At 57.1% G+C, this 20,455-nt stretch carries 21 protein-coding genes; 6 read left to right on the top strand and 15 right to left on the bottom strand.

From position 1 onward, the window contains the following. Positions 1 to 6 precede the first annotated feature (6 nt). Complete coding sequence (locus tag ACFIO0_RS13500; protein ID WP_390910919.1) at positions 7 to 282, bottom strand: hypothetical protein; 276 nt, start codon at positions 280 to 282, stop codon at positions 7 to 9. A gap of 96 nt (positions 283 to 378) precedes the next feature. Here ACFIO0_RS13500 and ACFIO0_RS13495 point away from each other — a divergent pair, with 96 nt between their 5' ends. After that, on the top strand, positions 379 to 729 hold the full coding sequence (locus tag ACFIO0_RS13495; RefSeq protein WP_390910918.1) for a YigZ family protein: 351 nt from the start codon (positions 379 to 381) through the stop codon (positions 727 to 729). Here ACFIO0_RS13495 and ACFIO0_RS13490 read toward each other — a convergent pair. The 5 genes from ACFIO0_RS13490 to rimO form a co-directional block, all read right to left on the bottom strand. Then, positions 726 to 1,358: a hemolysin III family protein gene (locus ACFIO0_RS13490; protein ID WP_390910917.1), complete on the bottom strand. Its 633-nt coding sequence runs from the start codon at positions 1,356 to 1,358 to the stop codon at positions 726 to 728. The two genes, ACFIO0_RS13495 and ACFIO0_RS13490, sit on opposite strands and share 4 nt — an antisense overlap. An 89-nt stretch (positions 1,359 to 1,447) precedes the next feature. After that, positions 1,448 to 1,798: a hypothetical protein gene (locus tag ACFIO0_RS13485; RefSeq protein ID WP_390910916.1), complete on the bottom strand. Its 351-nt coding sequence runs from the start codon at positions 1,796 to 1,798 to the stop codon at positions 1,448 to 1,450. 90 nt (positions 1,799 to 1,888) lie between these two features. After that, a complete protein-coding gene (locus ACFIO0_RS13480) occupies positions 1,889 to 2,128 on the bottom strand; it encodes a CDGSH iron-sulfur domain-containing protein (RefSeq protein ID WP_390910915.1) in 240 nt (79 codons plus the stop codon). Between the two features lie 20 nt (positions 2,129 to 2,148). Beyond that, on the bottom strand, positions 2,149 to 3,117 hold the full coding sequence (locus tag ACFIO0_RS13475) for a hypothetical protein (RefSeq protein ID WP_390910914.1): 969 nt from the start codon (positions 3,115 to 3,117) through the stop codon (positions 2,149 to 2,151). Positions 3,118 to 3,129: 12 nt separating this feature from the next. Continuing rightward, positions 3,130 to 4,500 carry a 30S ribosomal protein S12 methylthiotransferase RimO gene (gene rimO, locus ACFIO0_RS13470; RefSeq protein WP_390910913.1) on the bottom strand — a complete coding sequence of 457 codons (1,371 nt, stop codon included), beginning with the start codon at positions 4,498 to 4,500 and terminating at the stop codon, positions 3,130 to 3,132. A 104-nt stretch (positions 4,501 to 4,604) separates the two neighbouring features. Between rimO and ACFIO0_RS13465 the strand changes: the two genes are divergently transcribed. Further along, on the top strand, positions 4,605 to 6,548 hold the full coding sequence (locus ACFIO0_RS13465) for an AsmA family protein (RefSeq protein WP_390910912.1): 1,944 nt from the start codon (positions 4,605 to 4,607) through the stop codon (positions 6,546 to 6,548). A 42-nt stretch (positions 6,549 to 6,590) separates the two neighbouring features. Here ACFIO0_RS13465 and ACFIO0_RS13460 read toward each other — a convergent pair whose 3' ends face one another. The 6 genes from ACFIO0_RS13460 to ACFIO0_RS13435 all read right to left on the bottom strand — a co-directional run bounded on the left by ACFIO0_RS13460 (position 6,591) and on the right by ACFIO0_RS13435 (position 12,895). Continuing rightward, the gene (locus ACFIO0_RS13460) at positions 6,591 to 8,030 is read right to left on the bottom strand and encodes a phosphomannomutase/phosphoglucomutase (protein ID WP_390910911.1); all 1,440 of its coding nucleotides are present in this window, start codon (positions 8,028 to 8,030) and stop codon (positions 6,591 to 6,593) included. Between the two features lie 69 nt (positions 8,031 to 8,099). Next, a complete protein-coding gene (kdsA, locus tag ACFIO0_RS13455) occupies positions 8,100 to 8,933 on the bottom strand; it encodes a 3-deoxy-8-phosphooctulonate synthase (protein ID WP_390910910.1) in 834 nt (277 codons plus the stop codon). Between the two features lies 1 nt (position 8,934). Continuing rightward, complete coding sequence (locus ACFIO0_RS13450; RefSeq protein ID WP_390910909.1) at positions 8,935 to 10,665, bottom strand: capsule biosynthesis protein; 1,731 nt, start codon at positions 10,663 to 10,665, stop codon at positions 8,935 to 8,937. Next, positions 10,643 to 11,302, bottom strand: a complete 660-nt coding sequence (locus tag ACFIO0_RS13445) for an ATP-binding cassette domain-containing protein (protein WP_390910908.1) — start codon at positions 11,300 to 11,302, stop codon at positions 10,643 to 10,645. Before ACFIO0_RS13445 ends, ACFIO0_RS13450 begins: the two co-directional genes overlap by 23 nt. A gap of 227 nt (positions 11,303 to 11,529) precedes the next feature. Further along, the gene (locus tag ACFIO0_RS13440) at positions 11,530 to 12,558 is read right to left on the bottom strand and encodes a permease (RefSeq protein ID WP_390910907.1); all 1,029 of its coding nucleotides are present in this window, start codon (positions 12,556 to 12,558) and stop codon (positions 11,530 to 11,532) included. After that, complete coding sequence (locus ACFIO0_RS13435) at positions 12,551 to 12,895, bottom strand: helix-turn-helix domain-containing protein (RefSeq protein WP_390910906.1); 345 nt, start codon at positions 12,893 to 12,895, stop codon at positions 12,551 to 12,553. The genes ACFIO0_RS13440 and ACFIO0_RS13435 overlap by 8 nt, the downstream gene beginning before the upstream one ends. A 104-nt stretch (positions 12,896 to 12,999) precedes the next feature. On the opposite strand from ACFIO0_RS13435, the gene ACFIO0_RS13430 reads away from it, so the two are divergent. The 4 genes from ACFIO0_RS13430 (at position 13,000) to ACFIO0_RS13415 (ending at position 15,790) form a co-directional block, all read left to right on the top strand. Beyond that, positions 13,000 to 13,584, top strand: coding sequence for a uracil-DNA glycosylase family protein (locus tag ACFIO0_RS13430; RefSeq protein WP_390910905.1), 585 nt, complete (start codon positions 13,000 to 13,002; stop codon positions 13,582 to 13,584). After that, positions 13,581 to 14,369, top strand: a complete 789-nt coding sequence (locus ACFIO0_RS13425; protein ID WP_390910904.1) for an SseB family protein — start codon at positions 13,581 to 13,583, stop codon at positions 14,367 to 14,369. Before ACFIO0_RS13430 ends, ACFIO0_RS13425 begins: the two co-directional genes overlap by 4 nt. A 103-nt stretch (positions 14,370 to 14,472) precedes the next feature. After that, entirely contained in the window at positions 14,473 to 14,952 is a 480-nt protein-coding gene (locus tag ACFIO0_RS13420; protein WP_390910903.1) for a rhodanese-like domain-containing protein, read from the top strand. Position 14,953: 1 nt separating this feature from the next. Continuing rightward, the gene (locus tag ACFIO0_RS13415; RefSeq protein WP_390910902.1) at positions 14,954 to 15,790 is read left to right on the top strand and encodes an alpha/beta fold hydrolase; all 837 of its coding nucleotides are present in this window, start codon (positions 14,954 to 14,956) and stop codon (positions 15,788 to 15,790) included. Here the strand turns inward: ACFIO0_RS13415 and mdoH are convergent, their stop codons facing one another. Genes mdoH through ACFIO0_RS13400 form a run of 3 tightly spaced genes read right to left on the bottom strand, consistent with a single transcriptional unit; the run spans position 15,791 to position 20,423 of the window. After that, positions 15,791 to 17,662, bottom strand: a complete 1,872-nt coding sequence (gene mdoH, locus ACFIO0_RS13410) for a glucans biosynthesis glucosyltransferase MdoH (RefSeq protein ID WP_390910901.1) — start codon at positions 17,660 to 17,662, stop codon at positions 15,791 to 15,793. Beyond that, on the bottom strand, positions 17,662 to 19,179 hold the full coding sequence (locus ACFIO0_RS13405; protein WP_390910900.1) for a glucan biosynthesis protein: 1,518 nt from the start codon (positions 19,177 to 19,179) through the stop codon (positions 17,662 to 17,664). Before ACFIO0_RS13405 ends, mdoH begins: the two co-directional genes overlap by 1 nt. Beyond that, the gene (locus tag ACFIO0_RS13400) at positions 19,179 to 20,423 is read right to left on the bottom strand and encodes an OpgC domain-containing protein (RefSeq protein WP_390910899.1); all 1,245 of its coding nucleotides are present in this window, start codon (positions 20,421 to 20,423) and stop codon (positions 19,179 to 19,181) included. Before ACFIO0_RS13400 ends, ACFIO0_RS13405 begins: the two co-directional genes overlap by 1 nt. Between the last annotated feature and the right edge of the window lie 32 nt (positions 20,424 to 20,455).

Below are 20,455 nucleotides of genomic sequence, written 5' to 3'. Positions count from 1 at the left end.
GATTTGTTATGCTAGGGCGGGTGTTGGGCGCGCGAGGCGCAGCGCAATGCCTAAGCTCGACATCGCGACCCAAAACAGTTGGATCATCGCTGAGGCCAAATTGAAACTGACCGTAAGCCCGACCAGAACAAAGGCGGCGGCGAGCAAATTCAGAATAAAGTAACTTAGGCTATGGCCGTCCATAAAGCGCAGCGTTAGCAACGAATAGTTGATGACGTAGAGGGCAAAGCCCGCCACGCCAATCATTTCAAATACGTCTGGGTTCACGATGATAAAATTCATCTGTCTCGTCCTTAAAAACAATCGTAAAAAGATACCGTTCAATAAGGATGGTTTTAGCATGGCGGATTTGAATGCGCAGGTCTGGGAAACCTTACCTTGAAGCAATTGGGTCAAATTTTGACAGACCGCGGGTCCAAATATGCGGTTTCGGGCTGCCCGATTGGATCCCGCGCAGATATTGATGCAGCTTTGAAAACGCTTTTGCGCGAAAAATCATATGCCAAGGCGACGCATAATACCTGGGCGGCCTTGTTGTCCGACGGCGGCCCGATCAAAGGCGACGACGGCGAAAGCGGTGCCGGCATGGTCATCGTGCGGATGTTGGAACGCGAAGGGCTTGTCGATCACATGATCGTCGTGACCCGCTGGTACGGTGGTAAGCACCTTGGCGGTGATCGGTTCCGCCATGTCCAAACTTGCGTGCGGGCGTATTTGGACTCGCTTTAGGCCGCGATGCAGATCACAATAGCGATGTAAAATGCGACGGAGGCCGAGGTCGCAAACACGTGCCAAACCGGGTAGCGGTAAGGCATTGTTTTACGTGAATAGATCACAGCGCCAACAGAATACAGCACGCCTCCGACAGCGACAAAACCGACGCCGTCGTGCGGCAAGTGCACCCACATTGGCCAAATCAGCAGAACGGCGGCCCAACTGAGAACCGCATACATCGCGATCGATGATGTGCCGTCCGCCTGCCAAAAGAACAACTTTTGGACCGTTCCGATCAGCGCAATCACCCAAACGCCGGCCAAGACAACGTAGGCAAAGTTGGTGTTTATGATCAAAACCAACGGCGTGTACGTGCTGGCGATGCGCAGGAAAATCAGTCCGTGATCACACCGGCGCAAGGTGGCGCGCAGCGGCGAAATCGGCGTCATGTGATAGACGGCCGAGGTGACAAGGGCTACCACCATGATGACGATAAAAACGCCGACGGCCCACGCCATTGCGGGGCTCTGCCACATCGACGGGTAACGCCACAGCCAGACGGCACCAAAAAGAGCCAAAGAGACTGAGATTGCATGAACAACACCATCAGCGGCGGTTTCAGCGTTAGACGTTGGATAGCGCATGTGGTGGCCCTTTGCAGTCAGCTTGGGGCACCTTTAGGGGGTTTAACACGTTTCACCAACGGGCTTCCGCAGTGGTTACGTTTGGTCACTTAGCGCGGCTTGTTGCCGTCAATCCAGCGGGACATGAGTGTTTTGTTGCGAAAACACTCGTGCGGCACATCGCTGCGTTTAACGCGGGCGATGCGTTCGGCAAACGCGACCTGCTTGGAGGACGGATAATTGGCGAACTGGCCAGTGGGCGGTTTGGGTTTATGGGTGTCGATCCACGCGGACAGGGCCGTGCGGTTGCGAAACAAGGCCACGGGCGGGGCAAGCCCCACCTTACCTGCGATAGATGTGGCAAACGCGATTTGCTTACCCGTCGCCGCAACGGGCGGTTCAATAGGCAACGCCCCTTGTTCAGGGGCAAACATACCTGGAAATTGTGCTTGGTGATGCATTGCAATGTTCCTTTGTCCTATCGCGAGACCAAAATAGAACAAAAAGAGAACACTTGCAAGGGGTGGTGCGGGACACCCGCACCTTACGGGCTAAAGTTTGGAGTGTGAACCGTCGCAAAGTGGTGATTTCCCGGAGGCTTTGCATCCGCAAAAGAACACCTTTTTGCTGTCTTCGGCTGTATATTTGATCGGGTTGAATTCGGACCCTTTGTGCGAGCCATCACAAAACGGTTGTTTGGAAGACTGGCCGCAAGAGCACCAAAAATAGGATTTTCCGGCTTCGACTTCGACAGGGTAGGGGGCGAGTTGGGGGGCATTGGGTGTGGTCATGATTGTGGTCCTTTTGTCAGTTAATTGACCCAAATTTGCGGATCAGAACCATAATAAGTATCGTTTCGCTTTGTCGCCTCGGATGAAACGTAACGTTTGGCAACGCTGCGGATTGCGGTCCATTGATCTCGCTTTTTCCTGATGGTCGAGGGAAGATCTCGACTGAAGAAATAGCTGCCCCCGCCTTCATCTTCTAGAACGAAACCGAAACTGTCTGAATCGACTCGCGTTTTCGGGTGTGATTGTAACTCTGCGAATCCAGCGTCTACGTCCTCCAGGACCCGCTCGGTGAGAGTTCTAAGCGTATCGTGAATATCAAAAAATGCCTGCACAAACAACCGCAGGGTCATTTTGGCGTCCAGCATACTAAGCCCAAGATCGTTGATCTCTTGTCGGGTTTTGGCCCGACCTTTCTTCGCGTTAACAAGTTGGTGTGAGACGAAATATGGGTCTATCGAGACCCTTAGAACTGACGGAGGAGTTGTCTCTCGATCACCTTCATATCTACTTTTCATGGAATAATACTGACCTTTAATAGGCAAGTGCGAGTGTTGCGAAATATTGCGCAACAGCATGACTATTCTGTACTCAAAGCAAGAGTCGAAGGTTTTAGATGCTTTCGCTTTCATTGATTGAATAAGCTTAGGACACAAGCCCTCTAAATCTACTAGTCGTTGCGGCAGGTGATCCAAGTAAGCCGTGTGCGCATTCAGGATGTTTAGGACTTTCAGATTGCAATTTTCTAACCAGTTTTCATTGGTCCCGTCTAACAATTCCAGTGGAGCTCGGTTTGCGGAAAATTGAAGCGCGGTTTCCATTAGGAAAGATTCCAACTCGAGATATGAACGCACAGAAATAGAGTACATTGTTTCGATTTCTGACAATGCAATTGCTGCGCGTTGAAGAGCAATCCAACGCGTGAAGTCTGCTTCTGAAATTTCAGAAATGATCTCTCTCGTGCTGTTTCTTTTTATGTAATATTTGGGCATCTTAGGGTAGCCTCAAACCAACTTGCCCCACAAATCGTACTCTCCCGCCTCATCAACTTCAACGCGAACGATGTCGCCAACCGACAACCCCTTGAACTCCTCGTCGATAAACAGGTTCCCGTCGATTTCTGGCGCGTCGGCCTTGGTCCGGCACGTCGCGGCGTCTTCGTCGATTTCGTCGATGATCACGTCGATGCGCGTGCCGACTTTGGCGGCCAGTTTCGCCTCGGAGATCGCCTGTGCTTTCTCCATGAACCGGTCCCAGCGTTCTTGTTTGACCTCGGCCGGAACGTGATCCGGCAATGCGTTTGACCGCGCCCCAGCAACGTTTTCGTATTGAAAACAGCCGATACGATCCAATTGCGCTTCGTCCATCCAATCCAGCAGGGTTTGGAATTCGGCCTCTGTTTCGCCCGGATAGCCCACGATGAAGGTCGAGCGCAGGGTGATGTCGGGGCAGTCGGCGCGCCATGCGGCGATCTCGTCCAGTGTCTTGGATGCCGCCGCCGGACGCGCCATGCGTTTCAAAACATCGGGGTGTGCGTGCTGGAACGGGATGTCCAGATAGGGCAACACAAGGCCCTCGGCCATCAGCGGAATCAATTGACGCACGTGGGGGTAAGGGTAGACGTAGTGCAGGCGCACCCACGCGCCCAATGACCCAAGATCACGCGCCAGATCGGTGATGTGGGCACGGTGTCCACGGTCCGCCGCATGTTTGATATCGACGCCGTAGGCTGATGTATCTTGCGAGATCACCAGCAGTTCTTTGACGCCTGCATCGACCAGTTTTTCGGCCTCGCGCATGACTGCGTGCGCAGGACGCGACGCAAGACGGCCGCGCATGTCAGGAATGATGCAGAACTTGCACTTGTGATTGCAGCCCTCGGAGATTTTCAAATAACTGAAATGGCGCGGAGTTAACGACACGCCAGACGCGGGCAGCAAATCGACAAACGGATCGGGCGAAGGCGGCACGGCGGCGTGCACGGCGTCCAACACCTGCTCGTATTGGTGCGGGCCAGTGACGGCCAAAATGCGCGGGTGGTGTTCGCGAATGTAGTCCGGTTCGGCCCCCAAACAGCCCGTCACGATGACCTTGCCATTTTCGTTCAACGCCTCGCCAATGGCATCCAAACTTTCGGCCTTGGCACTGTCGAGGAACCCGCAGGTGTTCACGATCACCGCATCCGCGCCGGCATAATCGGGCGAGACGCCGTAACCTTCGGCGCGCAGGCGGGTCAGGATGCGTTCACTGTCGACCAACGCCTTGGGACAGCCCAAAGACACCATGCCAATGGTTGGCTGGCCCGTGCGGACAGGTTCGCGCACTTGCAATTTTGGGGCGAGGTCGGGGCGTAGGTTCGGCGGGTTTGTGCTCATGCTGTCGCTATACTGGAACCATCGGCCTTGCGAAAGGGTTTGGGATTGAGATGCAGCACGTCTGCGCTTACCAAAGTTGTAACCATAATAAAGGAGCAGTTGGCATGAAATGGATCGGGCGCATATTCGGGTTTTTGCTGCTGCTTATTGTGGTCATAATCGTGTCGCTGTTCTTTTTGCCAGCAGATCGGATCGCGCGGATCGCCGCCGAACAGATCAAAGCGCAGACAGGGCGCGACGTGACGATCACGGGTGATGTGGCGATGACGATCTGGCCGGTTTTGGGCGTGTCTGCTGGCGGGATCGAGGTCGGGAACGCAGATTGGTCACGCCAAGGAGCCATGTTCACCGCCCAAAACGCAGCCATCGGGATCGATGCGGCGGCACTACTTACGGGTGAAATCAAAATCACGAACATCGAAGCGGCCAGCCCGACAATCCGGCTGGAAAGCCGCAAGGACGGGCGCGCGAGCTGGGTGTTCACGGATGCAAGCGGCGATGCAGTGATTGCAACCGAAACAACACCGGAGCGCGAGGCGCAAGCGTTTAGCATTCAACACTTGTCGGTCACGGATGCCACCCTGATCTATGACGCCGAAGGCAGTGATCTGGTGTCGTATTCAGGCGTGGATCTGGCACTGGATTGGCCCGAACGTTTGGGCGCAGCGGACATTGTGGCCACTTTGCGCCCTGCCGGACAAGACGTAGCTGTTAGCGCAAGGATCGACAGTTTTGCGGGGTTCATCGCGGGGCAAGTGCAACCGTTCGCGGCCACGATCAGCACCAATGGCGGCACAGCAGGGCTAAGCGGGCGCGGCAGCACAGCGGGTGATGTTGCGGGAAAACTCGATTTGAACCTGACCAGTACCGACGCGTTTGCGCGCAGCTTGGGCCTCAGCGGTGCTGACCTGCCGCGTGGATTGGGCCGCACGATCAAAATGAAAACGGATTTGACGCTGACGTCTGATCGCCGCTTGTCACTGCGCGAAATGGCCGCCGATTTAGGCGGGAACCAGATCAGTGGTGCTGCCGACATCAGCCTGAATGGCGTGCCACAGGTCAACGCGCAACTTGTTGCTGGTGCGCTTGATCTTACCGGCGCAACCGAGAGTGAAGGCGGTTCGGCATCAGGCTCTGGCAGTCAATCTGCAGGCTCAGGCTGGAGCAAGACGCGCATCGACGCATCAGGGTTGGCGAGTTTTAACGGCGAAATTGGCCTGCGCGCGACGTCTGTTGATTTGGGCACTTTCAAGCTGGGCCAGACCCGCACACTTATCCGAAACGATCGCTCGCGCGCGGTGTTCGAACTGCGAGAAGTACAGGCCTATGACGGCACGCTGAGCGGCGAATTCGTGATGAACAACCGCAGCGGTCTGTCCGTGGGCGGCAAGATCTTTGCGAGTTCAATCGCCATGCAAAAACTATTGAAAGACGCAGCATCGGTGGAACGGTTCACGGGGCAAGGCGACTTTGAAATGTCGTTCCTCGCATCTGGTTCATCAGTTGATGCGATCATGAAATCATTGTCGGGCAAAGGCGCTATGAAGATGGGGCAGGGCACGATCGAGGGAATCGATTTGGACAGCTTGCTGCGCAGCGGGCAGGGGTCGGGGGGCACGACAGTGTTCAATTCTTTGGGCGCGACGTGGACGATGGATGGCGGCAATTTGCGCAATAGCGATTTGCTGTTTGCCCTGACGAATTACGAGGCGCGCGGCAAAGGGCGTGTCGGGTTGGGGGCGCAAGACATTGACTATTTGATCACACCTGCGGCGTTGCGCGCGAACAAGGGCAAGGGGCTTGCCATCCCTGTGGCGATCAAGGGTCCTTGGGCAAACCCGCGCATTTTGCCGGACTTTGAAGCAGCGATTGATCTGAATTTTTCCGAGAAAAGGGAAGAGGCGGAACAAAAGGCCAAAGACGCGTTGCGCAGTAAAGTGGAAGAGTCGTTGGGCGTGAAAACCGAAGACGGCCAATCGGTTGAGGACGCGGCAAAAGACAAGATCGAGGACAAGCTAAAGAAACAATTCTTCAAGCTGTTCGACTGAGGCGAGGTGCGCGACACGCGCACCTTACCAATTTTGTCGTACCTAGATGGTTTGGTCGTATTCGCCGACACTAGGTTCGGTGCGAATGACCGCATCAATGTCTGCAAAAATCGCGCGCATTTCTGCCTCTGATTCGGGGCTTTCGCAGACAACCACTAAGTTCGGGGTGTTCGAGCTGGCGCGCACGAGGCCCCATGCACCGTTATCGAGAATCAAGCGCGCGCCATTGACGGTCACGACGTCTTTGATTGTGCGGCCAGCCAGCTTTTCGCCGGCCTCGTGTTTGGCGACCAGTTTTGTAACCAAGCGTTCCAGCGTGTCGTATTTTTCAAGGTCCGAACAGTAGGGTGACATGGTTGGCGTCGCCCACGTCTGCGGCAATGCTTTGCGCAGATCTGACATGGTCATGTCAGGGTTGCGGTCCATCAGCTTGCAGATTTCCACAGCGACCCGCATGCCGCAGTCATAGCCGCGCCCGATGGGTTCTGCGAGAAAATAGTGGCCGGATTTTTCAAAACCCGCGAGTGCGCCAATTTCCTTGACGCGCCGTTTCATGTGGCTGTGTCCGGTTTTCCAATAATCCGCTTTGATGTCGTGTTTTTTCAGCTCTGGGTCAGAGGCGAACAAGCCAGTGGATTTCACGTCAGCCACAAAGGTGGAGCCGGGGTAAATCTTGGCCAGATCGCGGGCCATGATCACGCCGACTTTGTCTGCGAAAATCTCTTCGCCCTCGTCGTCAACAACGCCACAGCGATCGCCGTCACCATCAAATCCTAGTGCGAAATCAGCGCCTGATGCTTTGACGCTGCCGGACATGTCGTGCAGCATTTCCATCGCTTCGGGATTTGGGTTGTAGTTGGGAAAATTGTAGTCCAGCTGGTTGTGGCTATCGACAACTTCGACGCCTAAGCGGCGGAATAATTCGGGCGCAAAGGCCGACGCAGTGCCGTTACCCGTCGCACAAACGACCTTCAGCTTGCGAGTCATTTTGAAGTCACCAACGAGGTCATCAAGATACGCTTCACGCACGCCGTGGATGAATTCGTATTTACCGCCATCGCGGGGCTGCCCGCGCCCCTCAAGGACGATGTCGCGCAGTTCGTTCATTTCGTCCGGGCCATGGGTCAGCGGGCGTTCAAAGCCCATTTTGACGCCTGTCCAACCGTTCGGATTGTGGCTGGCCGTGACCATCGCCACCGCGGGCGCATCAAGGTGAAACTGGCTGAAATAGGCCATCGGTGACAGGGCAGGGCCAATGTCTTTGACGTGGATGCCAGCCTGCATCAGACCTAGCATCAATGCGTTTTTGATAGACAGCGAATATTCGCGGTAATCATTGCCGACCGCGATGACAGGTTCAATTCCGCGCAGGTGCATCTGCGTACCAAGGCCCAGACCCAATGCCGTGATCCCGGGTAAATTGATCGCGTCAGGATACTGCCAACGTGCGTCGTATTCACGAAAACCCGTAGGCGTGATCATTGCATCGCGTAGAAATTCCCAAGTGTTTTGGGAAACGGAAGGGGCCGGTTTGTTCACGTTAAAACTCGCTTACAGTGTCAGTGGATTTGATTTGGCAATGGCGTCCAGTTGCATCAGCGTTTGGACAAGGGCAGGCATCTGATCAAGGTAGATCATGTTGGGCCCGTCGGAAGGGGATTTGTCTGGGTCTTCGTGGGTCTCGATGAACACAGCAGCCGTCCCAATTGCGACAGCCGCGCGCGCCATGAGCGGGGCAAATTCACGCTGCCCACCGGTGGAACCACCCAAACCCGCAGGTTGCTGAACAGAATGGGTTGCATCCATCACTGTGGGGTATCCAGTCATGCCCATTTGCGGCAAAGAGCGCATATCGGTCACCAGCGTATTATAGCCAAATGACGTGCCACGTTCGGTCAAAAGGATACGCTGATTGCCAGTGCTTTCGATCTTGGTGACGATATTTTGCATGTCCCAAGGGGCGAGGAATTGGCCCTTTTTGACGTTAACAGCAGCACCGGTTTTCCCAGCGGCAAGGATCAGGTCGGTTTGCCGGCACAACAAAGCAGGGATTTGCAAAACATCGCACACCTCAGCAGCGATTGCGCATTGTTCAGGGGTATGGATGTCCGTCAAAACCGGCACGCCAATCGCCTTTTTGACAGAGGCAAGCATCGCAAGCCCCTCGTCGATTCCAGGGCCACGCACGCCTGAAATTGATGTGCGATTGGCTTTGTCAAAACTGGCCTTAAAGATGTAGTTCGCCCCGAAAGCATCACAGGCTTCTTTGACTTTTCCCGCAATCATCTGCGCGTGATCGGCGCTTTCCAATTGGCAGGGGCCAGCGATGATGGTTAACGGAAGGTCGTTGCCGATGGCAAAATCGGCGACAGAGACGTGTTTCATACTAAGAAGTTACCTGTTCACGAAGGATAGATGCAGTCAGCGAGATCATCAGGTAGATACCTGCGAAAATCAGGAACGCAAGTATCGTGTTCTCGAATGAGCGGGGATATGACGGTTCCTCGGATGCGACAGGCTCAACCGCGACGTTCAAATAGCGCACCTGACGGTTGGCCTCTGTGCGGGCTTGTTCCATCGAACCGTTGGCCAATTGCAGGTTGGCATCGGCGTTTGCAAGGTCAGCCTGCGCCAATTGTTGCGCGACGGCTTGCTGTGCCAAAGACAACCCGTCCGCGCCGGGCAAATTCAAACGATTGTTCAGTGTCAACAGCGTTGCATTCAAGCGACGGATATCACCGCGCGCACCGTCCACTTTGGCTTGGTTCGGACGCGAGTTGTCCAGCAATGCTGCTAGCTCCAGCTCTTTTTCGATCAACGACGTTTCGTAGTTGGTGATCTGCGCACGATACGCGGCAATTACCGCCTCAGGATCAGCGCCGTTTTCGTTCTTGAGACGGATCAGTTTTTCTTGGGCTTCAAGGCGGTCTTGTTTGGCTTTGTCAAAGGCGATGATTGCATCGCGCATCCCGTCATCGCGCTGGCCTTGCGAAATATTGTTGATGCGTTCCGAGGCGTAGCTGATCAGGTTGCGCGCATAGTCTGTGGCAACGTTCGGGTCAGCGGCAACAACCTCCATGCGGATCATGCCTTCGGTCGGATCATAGCCGATTTTGACGTTCTTTTTGTATAATTTAAAGGCTTCTTCGTTTGTGGGATCAGGGGTCAAGCGTTGGATTGGATCGATCCATTCTTGGGTAAAGTGATCCTTGAAGCCGGCATCGTTGTTCAACCGGATCATCGCGTCCTTGGATTGCAAATAGCCTTGCACGGCAATCGCATCAGGCCCGGTTGAAAACTGCGGTGGCAATATCCCACCAAAAGGCGACGTCCCGCCTGAGCCTTCATTCGAGATGATTAAAAAGTCGCTTTCGGTGGCGTACATCGGCGTGGCAATAGCGTAGAAATAGTAACCTGCCAAAAGGGTCGGCATCATCACAAAGAACGCCAAACGGACCAGCAAAAGACCCATTTTCTTGCGACGGCGACGTGAAATATCACGTTGAATTTCAGTGATTTCGCGGGAGCGCCGTTCAGCGGGGCTGATTTCTGTAGATGGCAGCGTTTCGCGACCCGCAGGTACGGTTTGGGGCAGTTGCACACGGCCTGCACCAGCTTGGGTGGGTGTCAGCTGGCCAAGCATTTCGGGCGGTGCACCTTCGCGGTGTTCGCCACCTGCGGGCGGAACGACCAGTTCCAGCATATTCGAGCGTTGGAACGGATCGATACCCGCCTCACGCAGCAAACGAACCGCGTCAAAATCGGACGTCGGGGCAAGGTTGTGTTTTTGGGCCACGCGGCGCGCCATGCGCAACTGGCGCCCTGTCAGACCTTCGCGCCGGATTGCGTCAATGTCGGTCTCGCCGGCAACTTGGGCCGCACTTGACACTTCGCCGGTGCGGGCCTGCGGCTGCGGGGCGGCCGGCTGCGGACGTGCTGTTTGTTGGCGCAATTGATCAGCAACGCGACCTGGGCCTTGCGGGGCAGGCGGCGGCGTTTGCGCGGGTGGCTCGCTCGCTTGTGGAACGGCGCGGCGCACGGTCTCTTCCGTTGCGGCACTCGCGGTTGGAGTGCTGCGCTTGATACGGAACTTCCTAGCTTTGGGTTTCGTAGTCATAAAGTCGCTTAGCCTCTTCCAGGGAGTCAAACATGTGCAATTGCCCATCCAGCAGCACGGCGGCGGTTCGGGCGAATTTTTCGAGCGTGCCGGCCTGATGGGACACAATAATAATCGTCGTTGTACGCAGGCGTTCCTGCAGGATTTCACCGGCTTTGCGGTTGAATTCCACGTCTGTGGTCGCAGGCATCCCCTCGTCGATGAGGTAAATGTCGAAATCCAGCGCCAGCATCAACGCGAATGAAAACCGCGACCGCATACCGGCGGAATAGGTGCCCAGCGGTTGGTCAAAATATTCGCCCAAATTGCACAGCCAGCGACAAAAGCTTTCGACGTAGTCCGGATCAAGCCCGTAAAGGCGCGCGATGTAGCGCGCGTTTTCCATGGCCGAGACCTTGCCAACAACACCGCCCATAAACCCCAACGGGAAGGAAATGTTGCAGCCGCGTCGAATTTCACCTTCGTCCGGCTTTTCTAAACCGGCCATCATATTGATAAGTGTCGTCTTTCCGGTGCCGTTTGGGGCTAAAATGCCCATCGAATTGCCCAATTCCACGCGAAACGACACACGATCAAGGATGACCTTGCGCTGCGTTCCCGTCCAATAGGACTTCGAGACATTTTCAAACTCAAGCATCAACTGCTCCGGTGACTGCTGCTCCGGTTGCCATCTGTAGACTACAGGTGGTTCTTCCGGTCCCTCCTTACCAGAGGTGTGTTTACGGTTTATGCACCGAATTTGGCCACATTATGTCCAATTGTGAAACAAATGTACATTGGCGCAATGTATTGTTGATAAGGCGAACGCTAAAACCAGCGCCGCAGCACTGGTTTTGATAGTTCAGTTTTTGACGGGCGTCGTGATTAAGCGACAGCCTGCCACGCGACGCCTGCGATCATCGCACCGACAATGGCAAACGTGAGGTAGGCAAAAAACACCCGCGGTTTGACCAAGGCCCAGACCGCAATCGCCGCTGGAATACAGCTGACACCGCCCGCAATCACAAAGGACATCGCAGCGCCTTGCGACATGCCTTGGGTCAGCAACGCATCGACCAACGGGACGGCTGCGTATCCGTTCAGATAGGCCGGTGCCCCCACCAATGCGCCCATAAAAATAGGGCCCAGACCTGTGCCACCTAGCACGCCTGCGATCATTTCTGCGGGCACGTAGTTTAGCATCAACGCCTCGATCACGTAGGCCAAGGTCAACCATTTCAACAGGAACAGCCCGTTTTCGGCTGCGGTGTCTTTGAATACCGCGACACGCTCGCTCGAGCTCCAGAATTTCCACTGCGGTGTGCCGGAGAACGGTTTTTGCACGCCGCAACCGCCGCCAACCGCAGGGCGTTCACGCAACGGATCGGCAAAGATCACGGAGCGCGCCAGCAACAGCGTGCCAAAGCCGCCAAACATGCCCAAGGACACAGCGGCGATGGTTTTTGCCAACGCAAAATCCCAGCCCAACGTGCCCGATGTGATCAAAAACATCGCGGGATCCATCAGCGGTGACGCCAGCCAGAACGCCATGACAGCTGCCAAAGGCGCGCCCAAAGCGAGCAACGCGGCGATGAACGGAATCACCTCGCACGAGCAAAACGGGGACATCCCACCAAGCAATGCAGCCATGATGATCATGCGCACTGGATTGCCCTCGAAGGCTTTGGCCAGCAGGTTTTCAGCGCCCGAGGCCTTGAGGTACGCAATGGCGAGAACCGCAAACAAAATGAACGGGGCGGTGCCGGCAATCGCTTGGCCGGTGAACATCACCGTTGGCACAAATTGGGGTGTGTCCAGGATTGCGACGGCGGCCAACAGCAGAACCGAAACACCCCAGGCACCGCCCATTCGGGCAGTGATCGAGGGACCTTGGGAATGGGTAACATCAGTCATGATTGTGATCCTTACAGGGGGCCGTGCTGTCAGCGCAGCAGGCCGTTAGCAGAAATTCGGACAACGCGCGGACTTGGTCATAGGCGACGGCCGCGCAGATGATGGAGCGCCCTTGGCGGGCCTGTTCGACCAGCCCTGCGGCGGCCAGCACCTTGACGTGATGGGTCAAGGTGCTGCCCGTCACGCCGGATCGCACGCCGAGTTCGCCAATGCTTAGGCCGTCGGGGCCAGCACGCACCAAAGCGCGCAGAACGCCAAGGCGTTGTTCAGACCCGAGGGCGGCAAAACTGGTTGCGGCAAGGGTCAGGTCGAGATCGTCTGTTGATTCTATTTTCATATTTCTAGAAGTATAGAAATGAATGAGCGAAGCAATAGTTATTTCGAAGATTGTCGAAATGATTGACGCTTTGCTGATTGCTTTGCGTCTTATAGACAGGGCAAATGATTGATCTGCCTGACCAAATCCGCGCGTGCCGATTGTGTGCTGAGCGCTTTGCCCAGACGCACACCGCCCACGAACCGCGCCCTGTTGCGTGGTTCAAACCCGGCGCACGCATCCTGATTGCAGGCCAGGCCCCCGGCGCGCGGGTCCACGAATCAGGCAAGCCGTTCACGGATCCCTCGGGGGATAGGCTGCGCGACTGGATGGGCGTGGACGAGGCCACGTTTTACGACCGCGACCAAATTGCGATTGTCCCGATGGCGTTCTGCTTTCCGGGCTACAATGCCAAGGGGTCTGACCTGCCGCCGCCCAAGATTTGCGGACAAACGTGGCACGATCGGGTGATGGAAATGCTGGGTGTTATGCCGCTCACGATCCTCGTTGGGGGCCATGCGCATAAATACCACCTGAAGGTCAAAACCGGCGTCACCGAGACCGTTGAAAACTGGGAAATGCGCGCACCCGACGTCTTTGCCTTGCCCCATCCCAGCTGGCGCAATACAGGCTGGATCAAGAAAAACCCGTGGTTTGAAACCGACACGCTGCCCGCCCTGCGCCGCCGTGTCAAAGAGGTGCTGAAATGAGCGAAATGACCCCCCTGGATTTGGCCCACTCCGCGATGGAATCTGCCCCAAACGACGATGGTGCACGGCTGGCATTTTACGAACGGCTCGCGGATGCGGAGCTGTTTTTGTTACTGGAATCCGAAGCGGAGGGCGAGGATGTTACCCCCCAAACCTTTGACGCAGGGGTTCAGGAGATCGTCTTGGTCTTTGACCGCGCCGAACGCTTGACCGCCTTTACGGGCGAAGCCGCGCCGTATGTTGCCGTGTCCGGCCGCGTGATTGCGCAAATGCTGAACGGTCAAAGCCTTGGTATGGGGTTGAACCTAGAGGTTGCGCCGTCGTCATTTTTGCTGCCCGCAGAAGGCGTCGAATGGCTGGCCGAAACGCTGGGCCACGCACCCGACGAGGTCGAGGCCCACATCGACGAGGTGGCAGCCCCTGCCGGTTTGCCGGAAAACCTGATTGCCGCGATTGATACCAAACTTGCAACGGCCACGGGCCTCGCGCTCAGCGCCTATCTGGTTGCCGTGACGTACCAAGGCGGCACCAAAGGCCACATGCTGGCGTTTGTCGGGGCGCAACCGGGGGCCGAAGACGCGTTGGCGGGGGCCGCAGGCGAAGCGCTCACATTCTCGGGGATTGAGGCGGGCGCAATGGATGTCGGCTTCTTTGACGGCAATGATCCGATCACGCCGCGCCTGTCACGGGTTGGTCTGCGGTTCGATCTGCCACAACCTGCGGACGTCACGCTAGAGCGCGCAGCCCCCGGTTCGGACCCCGCAAAGCCGCCAAAACTAAAATAGCGTCGATCACAAAGAAGTTGGTGATGTCACATCCACGCGAGTGGGGGTGCTTTGGATGAATTATTTGGGCTAGGCTGCGTCAAATAGTTTTGGAATGCGCGCAATGACATCAGCCACAAACCCGCGCCCGAAAATCACCCGTAGGGGTGTTTTGGTGGGCTCTGCGACACTTGCGCTGGGCGGCGCTGCGATATTCGGGGCCAATTGGTTCAACATCACGGCGCAAGCTGGCCAAAAGGGCGCGCTGAGTGCCCCCGAAGCGCACGAGGCCGCGACTGCCGGATCAATCACGCTGATCGATATCCGCCGCCCCGATGAATGGGCGCGCACGGGTGTTGGTGTTGGGGCCGTGCCAATCAACATGTTGGACCGTGATTTCATCGATCAACTGACGGCGCACGTCGTCGGGGATACCACCGTTCCGGTAGCCTTGATTTGTGCGCGCGGTGTGCGATCGCGCAAGATGGGCGCACGTCTGACGCAGGCCGGTTTCACCAATATTATTGATGTGCCGGAAGGCATGCTTGGCTCTGGTGCGGGGCCCGGTTGGGTCAAGCGCGGCTTGCCGGTTACAAAGGGTTAAGATGCTAAAATACGTATTGCCATGGGCGCTTTTGGCGGCCTCAACAGTCACGGCATATGCCGGGTGCGCGGCTGATCCAGACGCCTGCAAGATCGAAGGCGGCACCTACAATATCACTCTGCCAGTGGGTGACATCCAAGGGTCAATCGTGTTCCTGCACGGCTTTGGCGGCAGTGGCACGGGCACGCTGAACAACAAGGTTTGGGTGCCTGTCGCGCTGGAGCGGGGCTACGCCGTGATTGCGCCGGACGGGATGCCGCGGACAGGGCGCAACGGGCGAAGCTGGTCGTTCCACCCTGACTGGCCGCCGCAACGCGATGAGGTCGCGTTTCTGACCGACGTGCGTGACGATGCTGCTGCGCGCTTTGATCTGGACGCAGATAAAATGATGCTGGGTGGCTTTTCGATTGGCGGCTCGATGACATCGTATCTGGCCTGCGCCGCCCCTGATACCTTTCACGCCTACGTGCCAGTTGCTGGCAGTTTTTGGCGCCCGCACCCGACAACCTGCGAAGGGCCAGTGCGCCTGCTGCACACCCACGGTTGGACAGACACGACTGTCCCGCTAGAGGGGCGCGTGGTGCGCGGCGAGGACCTGAACGACCCAAGCGCGTTTGTCCAGGGGGACGTGTTCAATGCGATGAACGTCTGGCGCGGTGTGAACGACTGTTTGCAAGTGCGCGCGGACAAATTCGTGACCAAAGGCGACTTTATGCGCCGCTCTTGGGCGCGCTGCGCTGCGGACACAGCGCTTGAATTCGCCATCTTTCCGGGCGGGCACCGCGTTCCCGAAGGTTGGGCAGAAATGGCATTTGATTGGGCAGAAACGCTAGACTGATTATTCCGCCGGCACGCGTTCTTTGTCAGCTGCCGTGCGCAACACGGCGCGGGCACGTTTCGCGCGGGTTAGAATGGCCGGTTCGCGCAGTGAATTGGGGCTGTGCATGCGCAGACCCGCAGGCGCGGGCCCCAGATGCACAGCGCTGAGCGCGGACAGCGGCACCGACATCACAAGGCTAAACACGATCGGCAGCAGCCACAGTGAAATCAGGCCAGCGGCCAAGCCCGCAACCAGCATCAGCCCAATCACCGTTTCCATCCAGTGAAAGCGGATCAACGTGCGCAGTGGATAGGCATCTGCAGTGCGGGCTTGGGCCGTCCATTTCGCAGAACCACCCATCATCGCACGACCGACAGCGCGGGTTTGCTGCACCATCAGGATCGGGGCGTATAGGATCGACAGGGCGACCTCGGTCACAAATGCGCTGAGGAACGTAACCCGCCCGCCAAACACCCGAACCGCTTTGCCGTTGGCAGCGATTATACCCGCGCCCGCGATCTTGGGCGTTAGCAACATGGCGTACATGATGACAAGGAAAACGGTGGAATCGATATGGCTCATCTCGGGAGGCCAGTTTGGGAACAGCGGGTTGGTTTCGTTGAAATATCGGATCACATTGGTGTCGGCATCACGACCCAGCAACGCCCAGAACACCAGCAGTACAAACCACGCAGGTGACATCAGATAGGCGACGGCCCCTTGGAACATGTGAAAGCGGGAAATCGGATGCAAACCGCGCGTGCCAAGCAGGCGCAAATGTTGCAGATTGCCACGGCACCAGCGGCGGTCACGCAGGACGTAGTCGATCAGCGTGCCTGGGGTTTCCTCGAACGATCCGGTGACGCGCGGCAGAAACCGCACACGCCAACCGGCACGGCGCAACAAGGATGCCTCGACAAAATCATGGCTGAGGATCAGTTGGTCGTCACCGCGCAACCCTTTGACGTGCGGCAGGCCTGCTGTGGCAGCAAACGCGCGCGTTCGGATGATCGCGTTGTGACCCCAATAGTTGCCCTCGTGCTGGGACCAGCGCGCCAGCCCTTCGGCCAACAGCCACCCGTAGGCGGTGTTCGAAAACTGCTGGATGCGGGCGAACACGGTTTCGGCGCCGACCAGTTGGGGAAAACTTTGGATCAGGCCCGCGTCAACGTCTGCGGCCAGTTCATTTGCAAGGCGATCAATGGCGCGCCCCGTCATCAGGCTGTCGGCGTCCAGCACCAGCATCGCGTCGTAATCGGCACCCCATCCGGTGATCCAGTCAACGAGATTACCGACTTTTTTGTCAGTGTTTTCAGACCGGCGGCGATAGTAAATATCAATGCCCTTTGGGGCCGTCGCGCGCAGGGCCTCGAACGCCTTCCATTCCTGCACAGCGGTCGCGTCATCCGAGCTGTCGGACAGCACAAACAGCGTATAATTATGCACGCTGTCGCGGTTGACCAGATCGTCCATCATGGCGGTGGCGTTGCCAAAAACGTCCCAAGGGACCTCGTTGTAGATCGGGATCAGCAGGGCTACATTCAGTGGATCATGCGCGCTGGGGTCCACGTGCTGCGGGCGCATACGACCGGCAAGGCCAACACCTACGGTGCTGACCGCCAGCGTGACCCAGATGAACGTCATCCCGATCAAACTCAGCAGCACCCATTCAAGGATGGTCATGCCCGCTTGCATCAACACGCCGTGCAGGCCCCACATCAGCAATGCAGTTCCGATCATAGCAGGCACAAACACGGCCAGACGCCAAAGAATGCTGCCGCCACGAGCGATTCTGCGCTTTTGAACAGACGCGCCAAAGTCCTGCGTTGGCATCACCAACGGGGCAGGCGCGGGCATCAGCGCAATAATATGATCGGCGGTATCGGGCATCAGGTTGCGGTCCACCGGTACAGCCAGACTTCGGACAAGGGTGCGCCATCAAGACGCAATTGCGCGCGGAATTCAGAGATCGTGGCATCCCCAGGATAGAACGTAAAGGCGAGGCGCGGACCACCGGTGTCGGGGTTGCGCTGCAACACGCCTTCGGTGATTTCACCGGCAGTGGTGCGGATGATTTTTGTTAAATCGTTTAGATCCTCGGGTACACGATCATCAGCGGCAAAATCGATGGTGAAAATGCGGCCCCCCTCGGGGCGTCCGCCCGCGGCGGTGTTCACCACTTCCATTGCGCCCGCAGGTGCCGGGTCGTGCCCCCAATCCAAACTGTAGCTCATGGCCTGGCTTTCGCCCGCTTTGATCGTGCCGGATGGGCGCCAATAGGCGACGATGTTGTCGTAGATTTCGAGGTCGGCAGGGATTTCCACCAGCGTGACGGACCCACGGCCCCAGCCGGTGTGCGGCGTGACCCAAACGGTTGGGCGTTCGTGATAGTGCGCCTCAAGATCGTTGAACTGGCTAAAGTTGCGCGAACGCTGGCACAGCCCGAACCCTTTTGGGTCCATATCAGCAAAGGCGCTGATTTGCAGGTTCAACGGGTTGGCCAGCGGGCGCCAGATGATTTCACCGGCACCGTTGTGGATCAGCAAGCCATCACTGTCGTGCACGGCGGGGCGGAAATCGTCAAAGCGTTGACGGTCCATGTCGTCGAACAGGAACATCGAGGTTAACGGCGCAATGCCCACGTGCCCGATGTCGGTGCGCGCGAAAATTTCGGCTTCGATTTCCATCGCTAAGGTATCGCCGTGGGTGATGTCGAAACGGTAGGCCCCTGTGCAGCTGGGGCTGTCGAGCAGCGCGTGGATCACGACATTTGCGGCGTTTGGGGCGGGTTGCTCCATCCAGAACGACACGAAATCCGGGAATTCCTCGCCCATCGGATCGCCGGTTTTTAGGGCAAGGCCACGGGCAGACAACCCATAAGTTTGACCCGTGCCAATGCCGCGAAAATAGCTGGCACCTTGGAACACGGCGTATTCCTGAAAGATGCCTTTGCGTTCCAGTTCAGCGCGCAGGCGCAGGCCGGAATAGCCGAGCGTTTCGTCTATCGGAACATCTGGAAATTTGTCGGTGGTGTCGAACACACCCATGTCGAATTTCAGGGGGCGCGACTGGCCGTTTTCAACCACATTGGTTTTGACACCTTGCGGGAAATACAGACCGGGCGGGAACACGTCGACGCGCTGCGGTGCATCGGTGCCTTCCCACAAGGCGTTGCGCGCATCGAACCAGATTTTGCGGTATTGGTCGTAACTTAGATTGCGCCATTCCTCGGGGATCAGCGGGCGTGGCGCATACGCCTCGGCCGCAAGGGCGCGCGCCTGATTGCGGACGGTGTCGGCCCCAAAAGGCGTGGCATCGCCCAGTTGCAAACCGGGCTCTTCGGCCAAAGCCAGCGAGGGGGTCGCGGCCAGTGCGGCCAATGAGGCGAGAACTTCGCGACGCAGCATTATTTGACCCTCCAGGGTTGTGATTTGAACCAACCCGCACCGTAGGCTGTGGCGATCAGAATGCAGGCACCCGCCAGATTGACCAGCAACACAGTGACAGTCGCGCGGCCCAAAACGTCCATGGTGAAGCCCATCAAGCGCGCTGTGAACATCGACACGACGAACACGGCCAACGATTGCTGACCGACCTTGAGGATGATCGCGAGGCAACGTTCCCAGATGCGGGCAAACGTGCCGGAGCCTTGGGGCAACAGGCGATCGCCTTTGTCACCTGCGGCGACCCAACACAGATAGGCAAGTGCCAGGAAATGCACGTAGCGCAACAGCCCAAAGCTGGATTTGTCGATCAAAAGCTTGTTGGCGATGCGCCAGTCACGTGCCCACTCAAACCCGAATTCCCGCACACCGATGCTGGACAGCGGCACGTTGGCAATCACCAGAAACAAGGCCAAACCGATCAGCAGTTTGTTCACCGGTGGCTTGGGCAACCAGCCGCGCATAAACGCAAAACCGGTGAAGAAAATCAGTTGCCAGCCAAAAGGGTTAAAGAACCAGTTGCGATCGGTCCACGGCTCGGCAGGCAGGCCAATGTAAAGCTGTTCTAGCCCAAGCGTGATCAGCAACTGTTTCTGGGCAAATAGCCAAACCGTCAGCACAAACGCCCCGATTAGCCATTTGTTCACATTGGACAGCGCCATGATGATGGGCATCAACAGCAAAACGACCATGTACATCGGCAGAATGTCGAAATAATTCGGCACATAGCGCAGGGTCATGAACGACAGCAGGATGTCAGGATTGGTCCATTTGTCGCTTTCCACAAAGATCGGCCACAAGTTCAACTGCCCCCAATAGTTGCGAGTGCCGAACCCGGAATCCGTCAGGGCAACCGTCAGCGCCAGCGTGGCGAAAAACAGGCCGACATGCGCCCAGTAGACTTGCCAGACGCGGAAGCCGACACGGGCGGTGGCCAATGTCCAACCGGCGCGATCATACCCGCGCCCAAAGGCAATGGCGCTGGCCATGCCGGAACAGAACACAAAAATTTCAGTGGCATCCGAAAACCCCCACCGCGCTGGAATCCAGCTGGTCAGAAAGTTGCCTGGTGTGTGCGCCATCAGGATGATGAACATCGCGATGCCTCGGAAGAAATCGAGGCGCAGATCACGCACGTTTGCAGGGGCGACCGAAGTCGGGGCTTTGGCAGTTGCAGATGCAACCTGTGAGGGATCAGCGAATGTCATGTGTGCGATCTACGTGGATGTACGCTCAGGTC

The sequence above is a fragment of the Pseudosulfitobacter sp. SM2401 genome (assembly GCF_042932805.1).
Lineage (GTDB): Bacteria > Pseudomonadota > Alphaproteobacteria > Rhodobacterales > Rhodobacteraceae > Ascidiaceihabitans.
Note: the sequence above shows the minus strand (reverse complement) of the source record. Positions and strands in the feature narration are given on the sequence as shown.

Coding starts and splice junctions, on each gene's coding strand:
- ACFIO0_RS13500 (WP_390910919.1), bottom strand. CDS start 282: ATGAATTTTATCATCGTGAACCCAGACGTATTTGAAATGATTGGCGTG.
- ACFIO0_RS13490 (WP_390910917.1), bottom strand. CDS start 1,358: ATGCGCTATCCAACGTCTAACGCTGAAACCGCCGCTGATGGTGTTGTT.
- ACFIO0_RS13485 (WP_390910916.1), bottom strand. CDS start 1,798: ATGCATCACCAAGCACAATTTCCAGGTATGTTTGCCCCTGAACAAGGG.
- ACFIO0_RS13480 (WP_390910915.1), bottom strand. CDS start 2,128: ATGACCACACCCAATGCCCCCCAACTCGCCCCCTACCCTGTCGAAGTC.
- ACFIO0_RS13475 (WP_390910914.1), bottom strand. CDS start 3,117: ATGCCCAAATATTACATAAAAAGAAACAGCACGAGAGAGATCATTTCT.
- rimO (WP_390910913.1), bottom strand. CDS start 4,500: ATGAGCACAAACCCGCCGAACCTACGCCCCGACCTCGCCCCAAAATTG.
- ACFIO0_RS13465 (WP_390910912.1), top strand. CDS start 4,605: ATGAAATGGATCGGGCGCATATTCGGGTTTTTGCTGCTGCTTATTGTG.
- ACFIO0_RS13460 (WP_390910911.1), bottom strand. CDS start 8,030: ATGATCACGCCTACGGGTTTTCGTGAATACGACGCACGTTGGCAGTAT.
- kdsA (WP_390910910.1), bottom strand. CDS start 8,933: ATGAAACACGTCTCTGTCGCCGATTTTGCCATCGGCAACGACCTTCCG.
- ACFIO0_RS13450 (WP_390910909.1), bottom strand. CDS start 10,665: ATGACTACGAAACCCAAAGCTAGGAAGTTCCGTATCAAGCGCAGCACT.
- ACFIO0_RS13445 (WP_390910908.1), bottom strand. CDS start 11,302: ATGCTTGAGTTTGAAAATGTCTCGAAGTCCTATTGGACGGGAACGCAG.
- ACFIO0_RS13440 (WP_390910907.1), bottom strand. CDS start 12,558: ATGACTGATGTTACCCATTCCCAAGGTCCCTCGATCACTGCCCGAATG.
- ACFIO0_RS13435 (WP_390910906.1), bottom strand. CDS start 12,895: ATGAAAATAGAATCAACAGACGATCTCGACCTGACCCTTGCCGCAACC.
- ACFIO0_RS13430 (WP_390910905.1), top strand. CDS start 13,000: ATGATTGATCTGCCTGACCAAATCCGCGCGTGCCGATTGTGTGCTGAG.
- ACFIO0_RS13425 (WP_390910904.1), top strand. CDS start 13,581: ATGAGCGAAATGACCCCCCTGGATTTGGCCCACTCCGCGATGGAATCT.
- ACFIO0_RS13420 (WP_390910903.1), top strand. CDS start 14,473: ATGACATCAGCCACAAACCCGCGCCCGAAAATCACCCGTAGGGGTGTT.
- ACFIO0_RS13415 (WP_390910902.1), top strand. CDS start 14,954: ATGCTAAAATACGTATTGCCATGGGCGCTTTTGGCGGCCTCAACAGTC.
- mdoH (WP_390910901.1), bottom strand. CDS start 17,662: ATGCCCGATACCGCCGATCATATTATTGCGCTGATGCCCGCGCCTGCC.
- ACFIO0_RS13405 (WP_390910900.1), bottom strand. CDS start 19,179: ATGCTGCGTCGCGAAGTTCTCGCCTCATTGGCCGCACTGGCCGCGACC.
- ACFIO0_RS13400 (WP_390910899.1), bottom strand. CDS start 20,423: ATGACATTCGCTGATCCCTCACAGGTTGCATCTGCAACTGCCAAAGCC.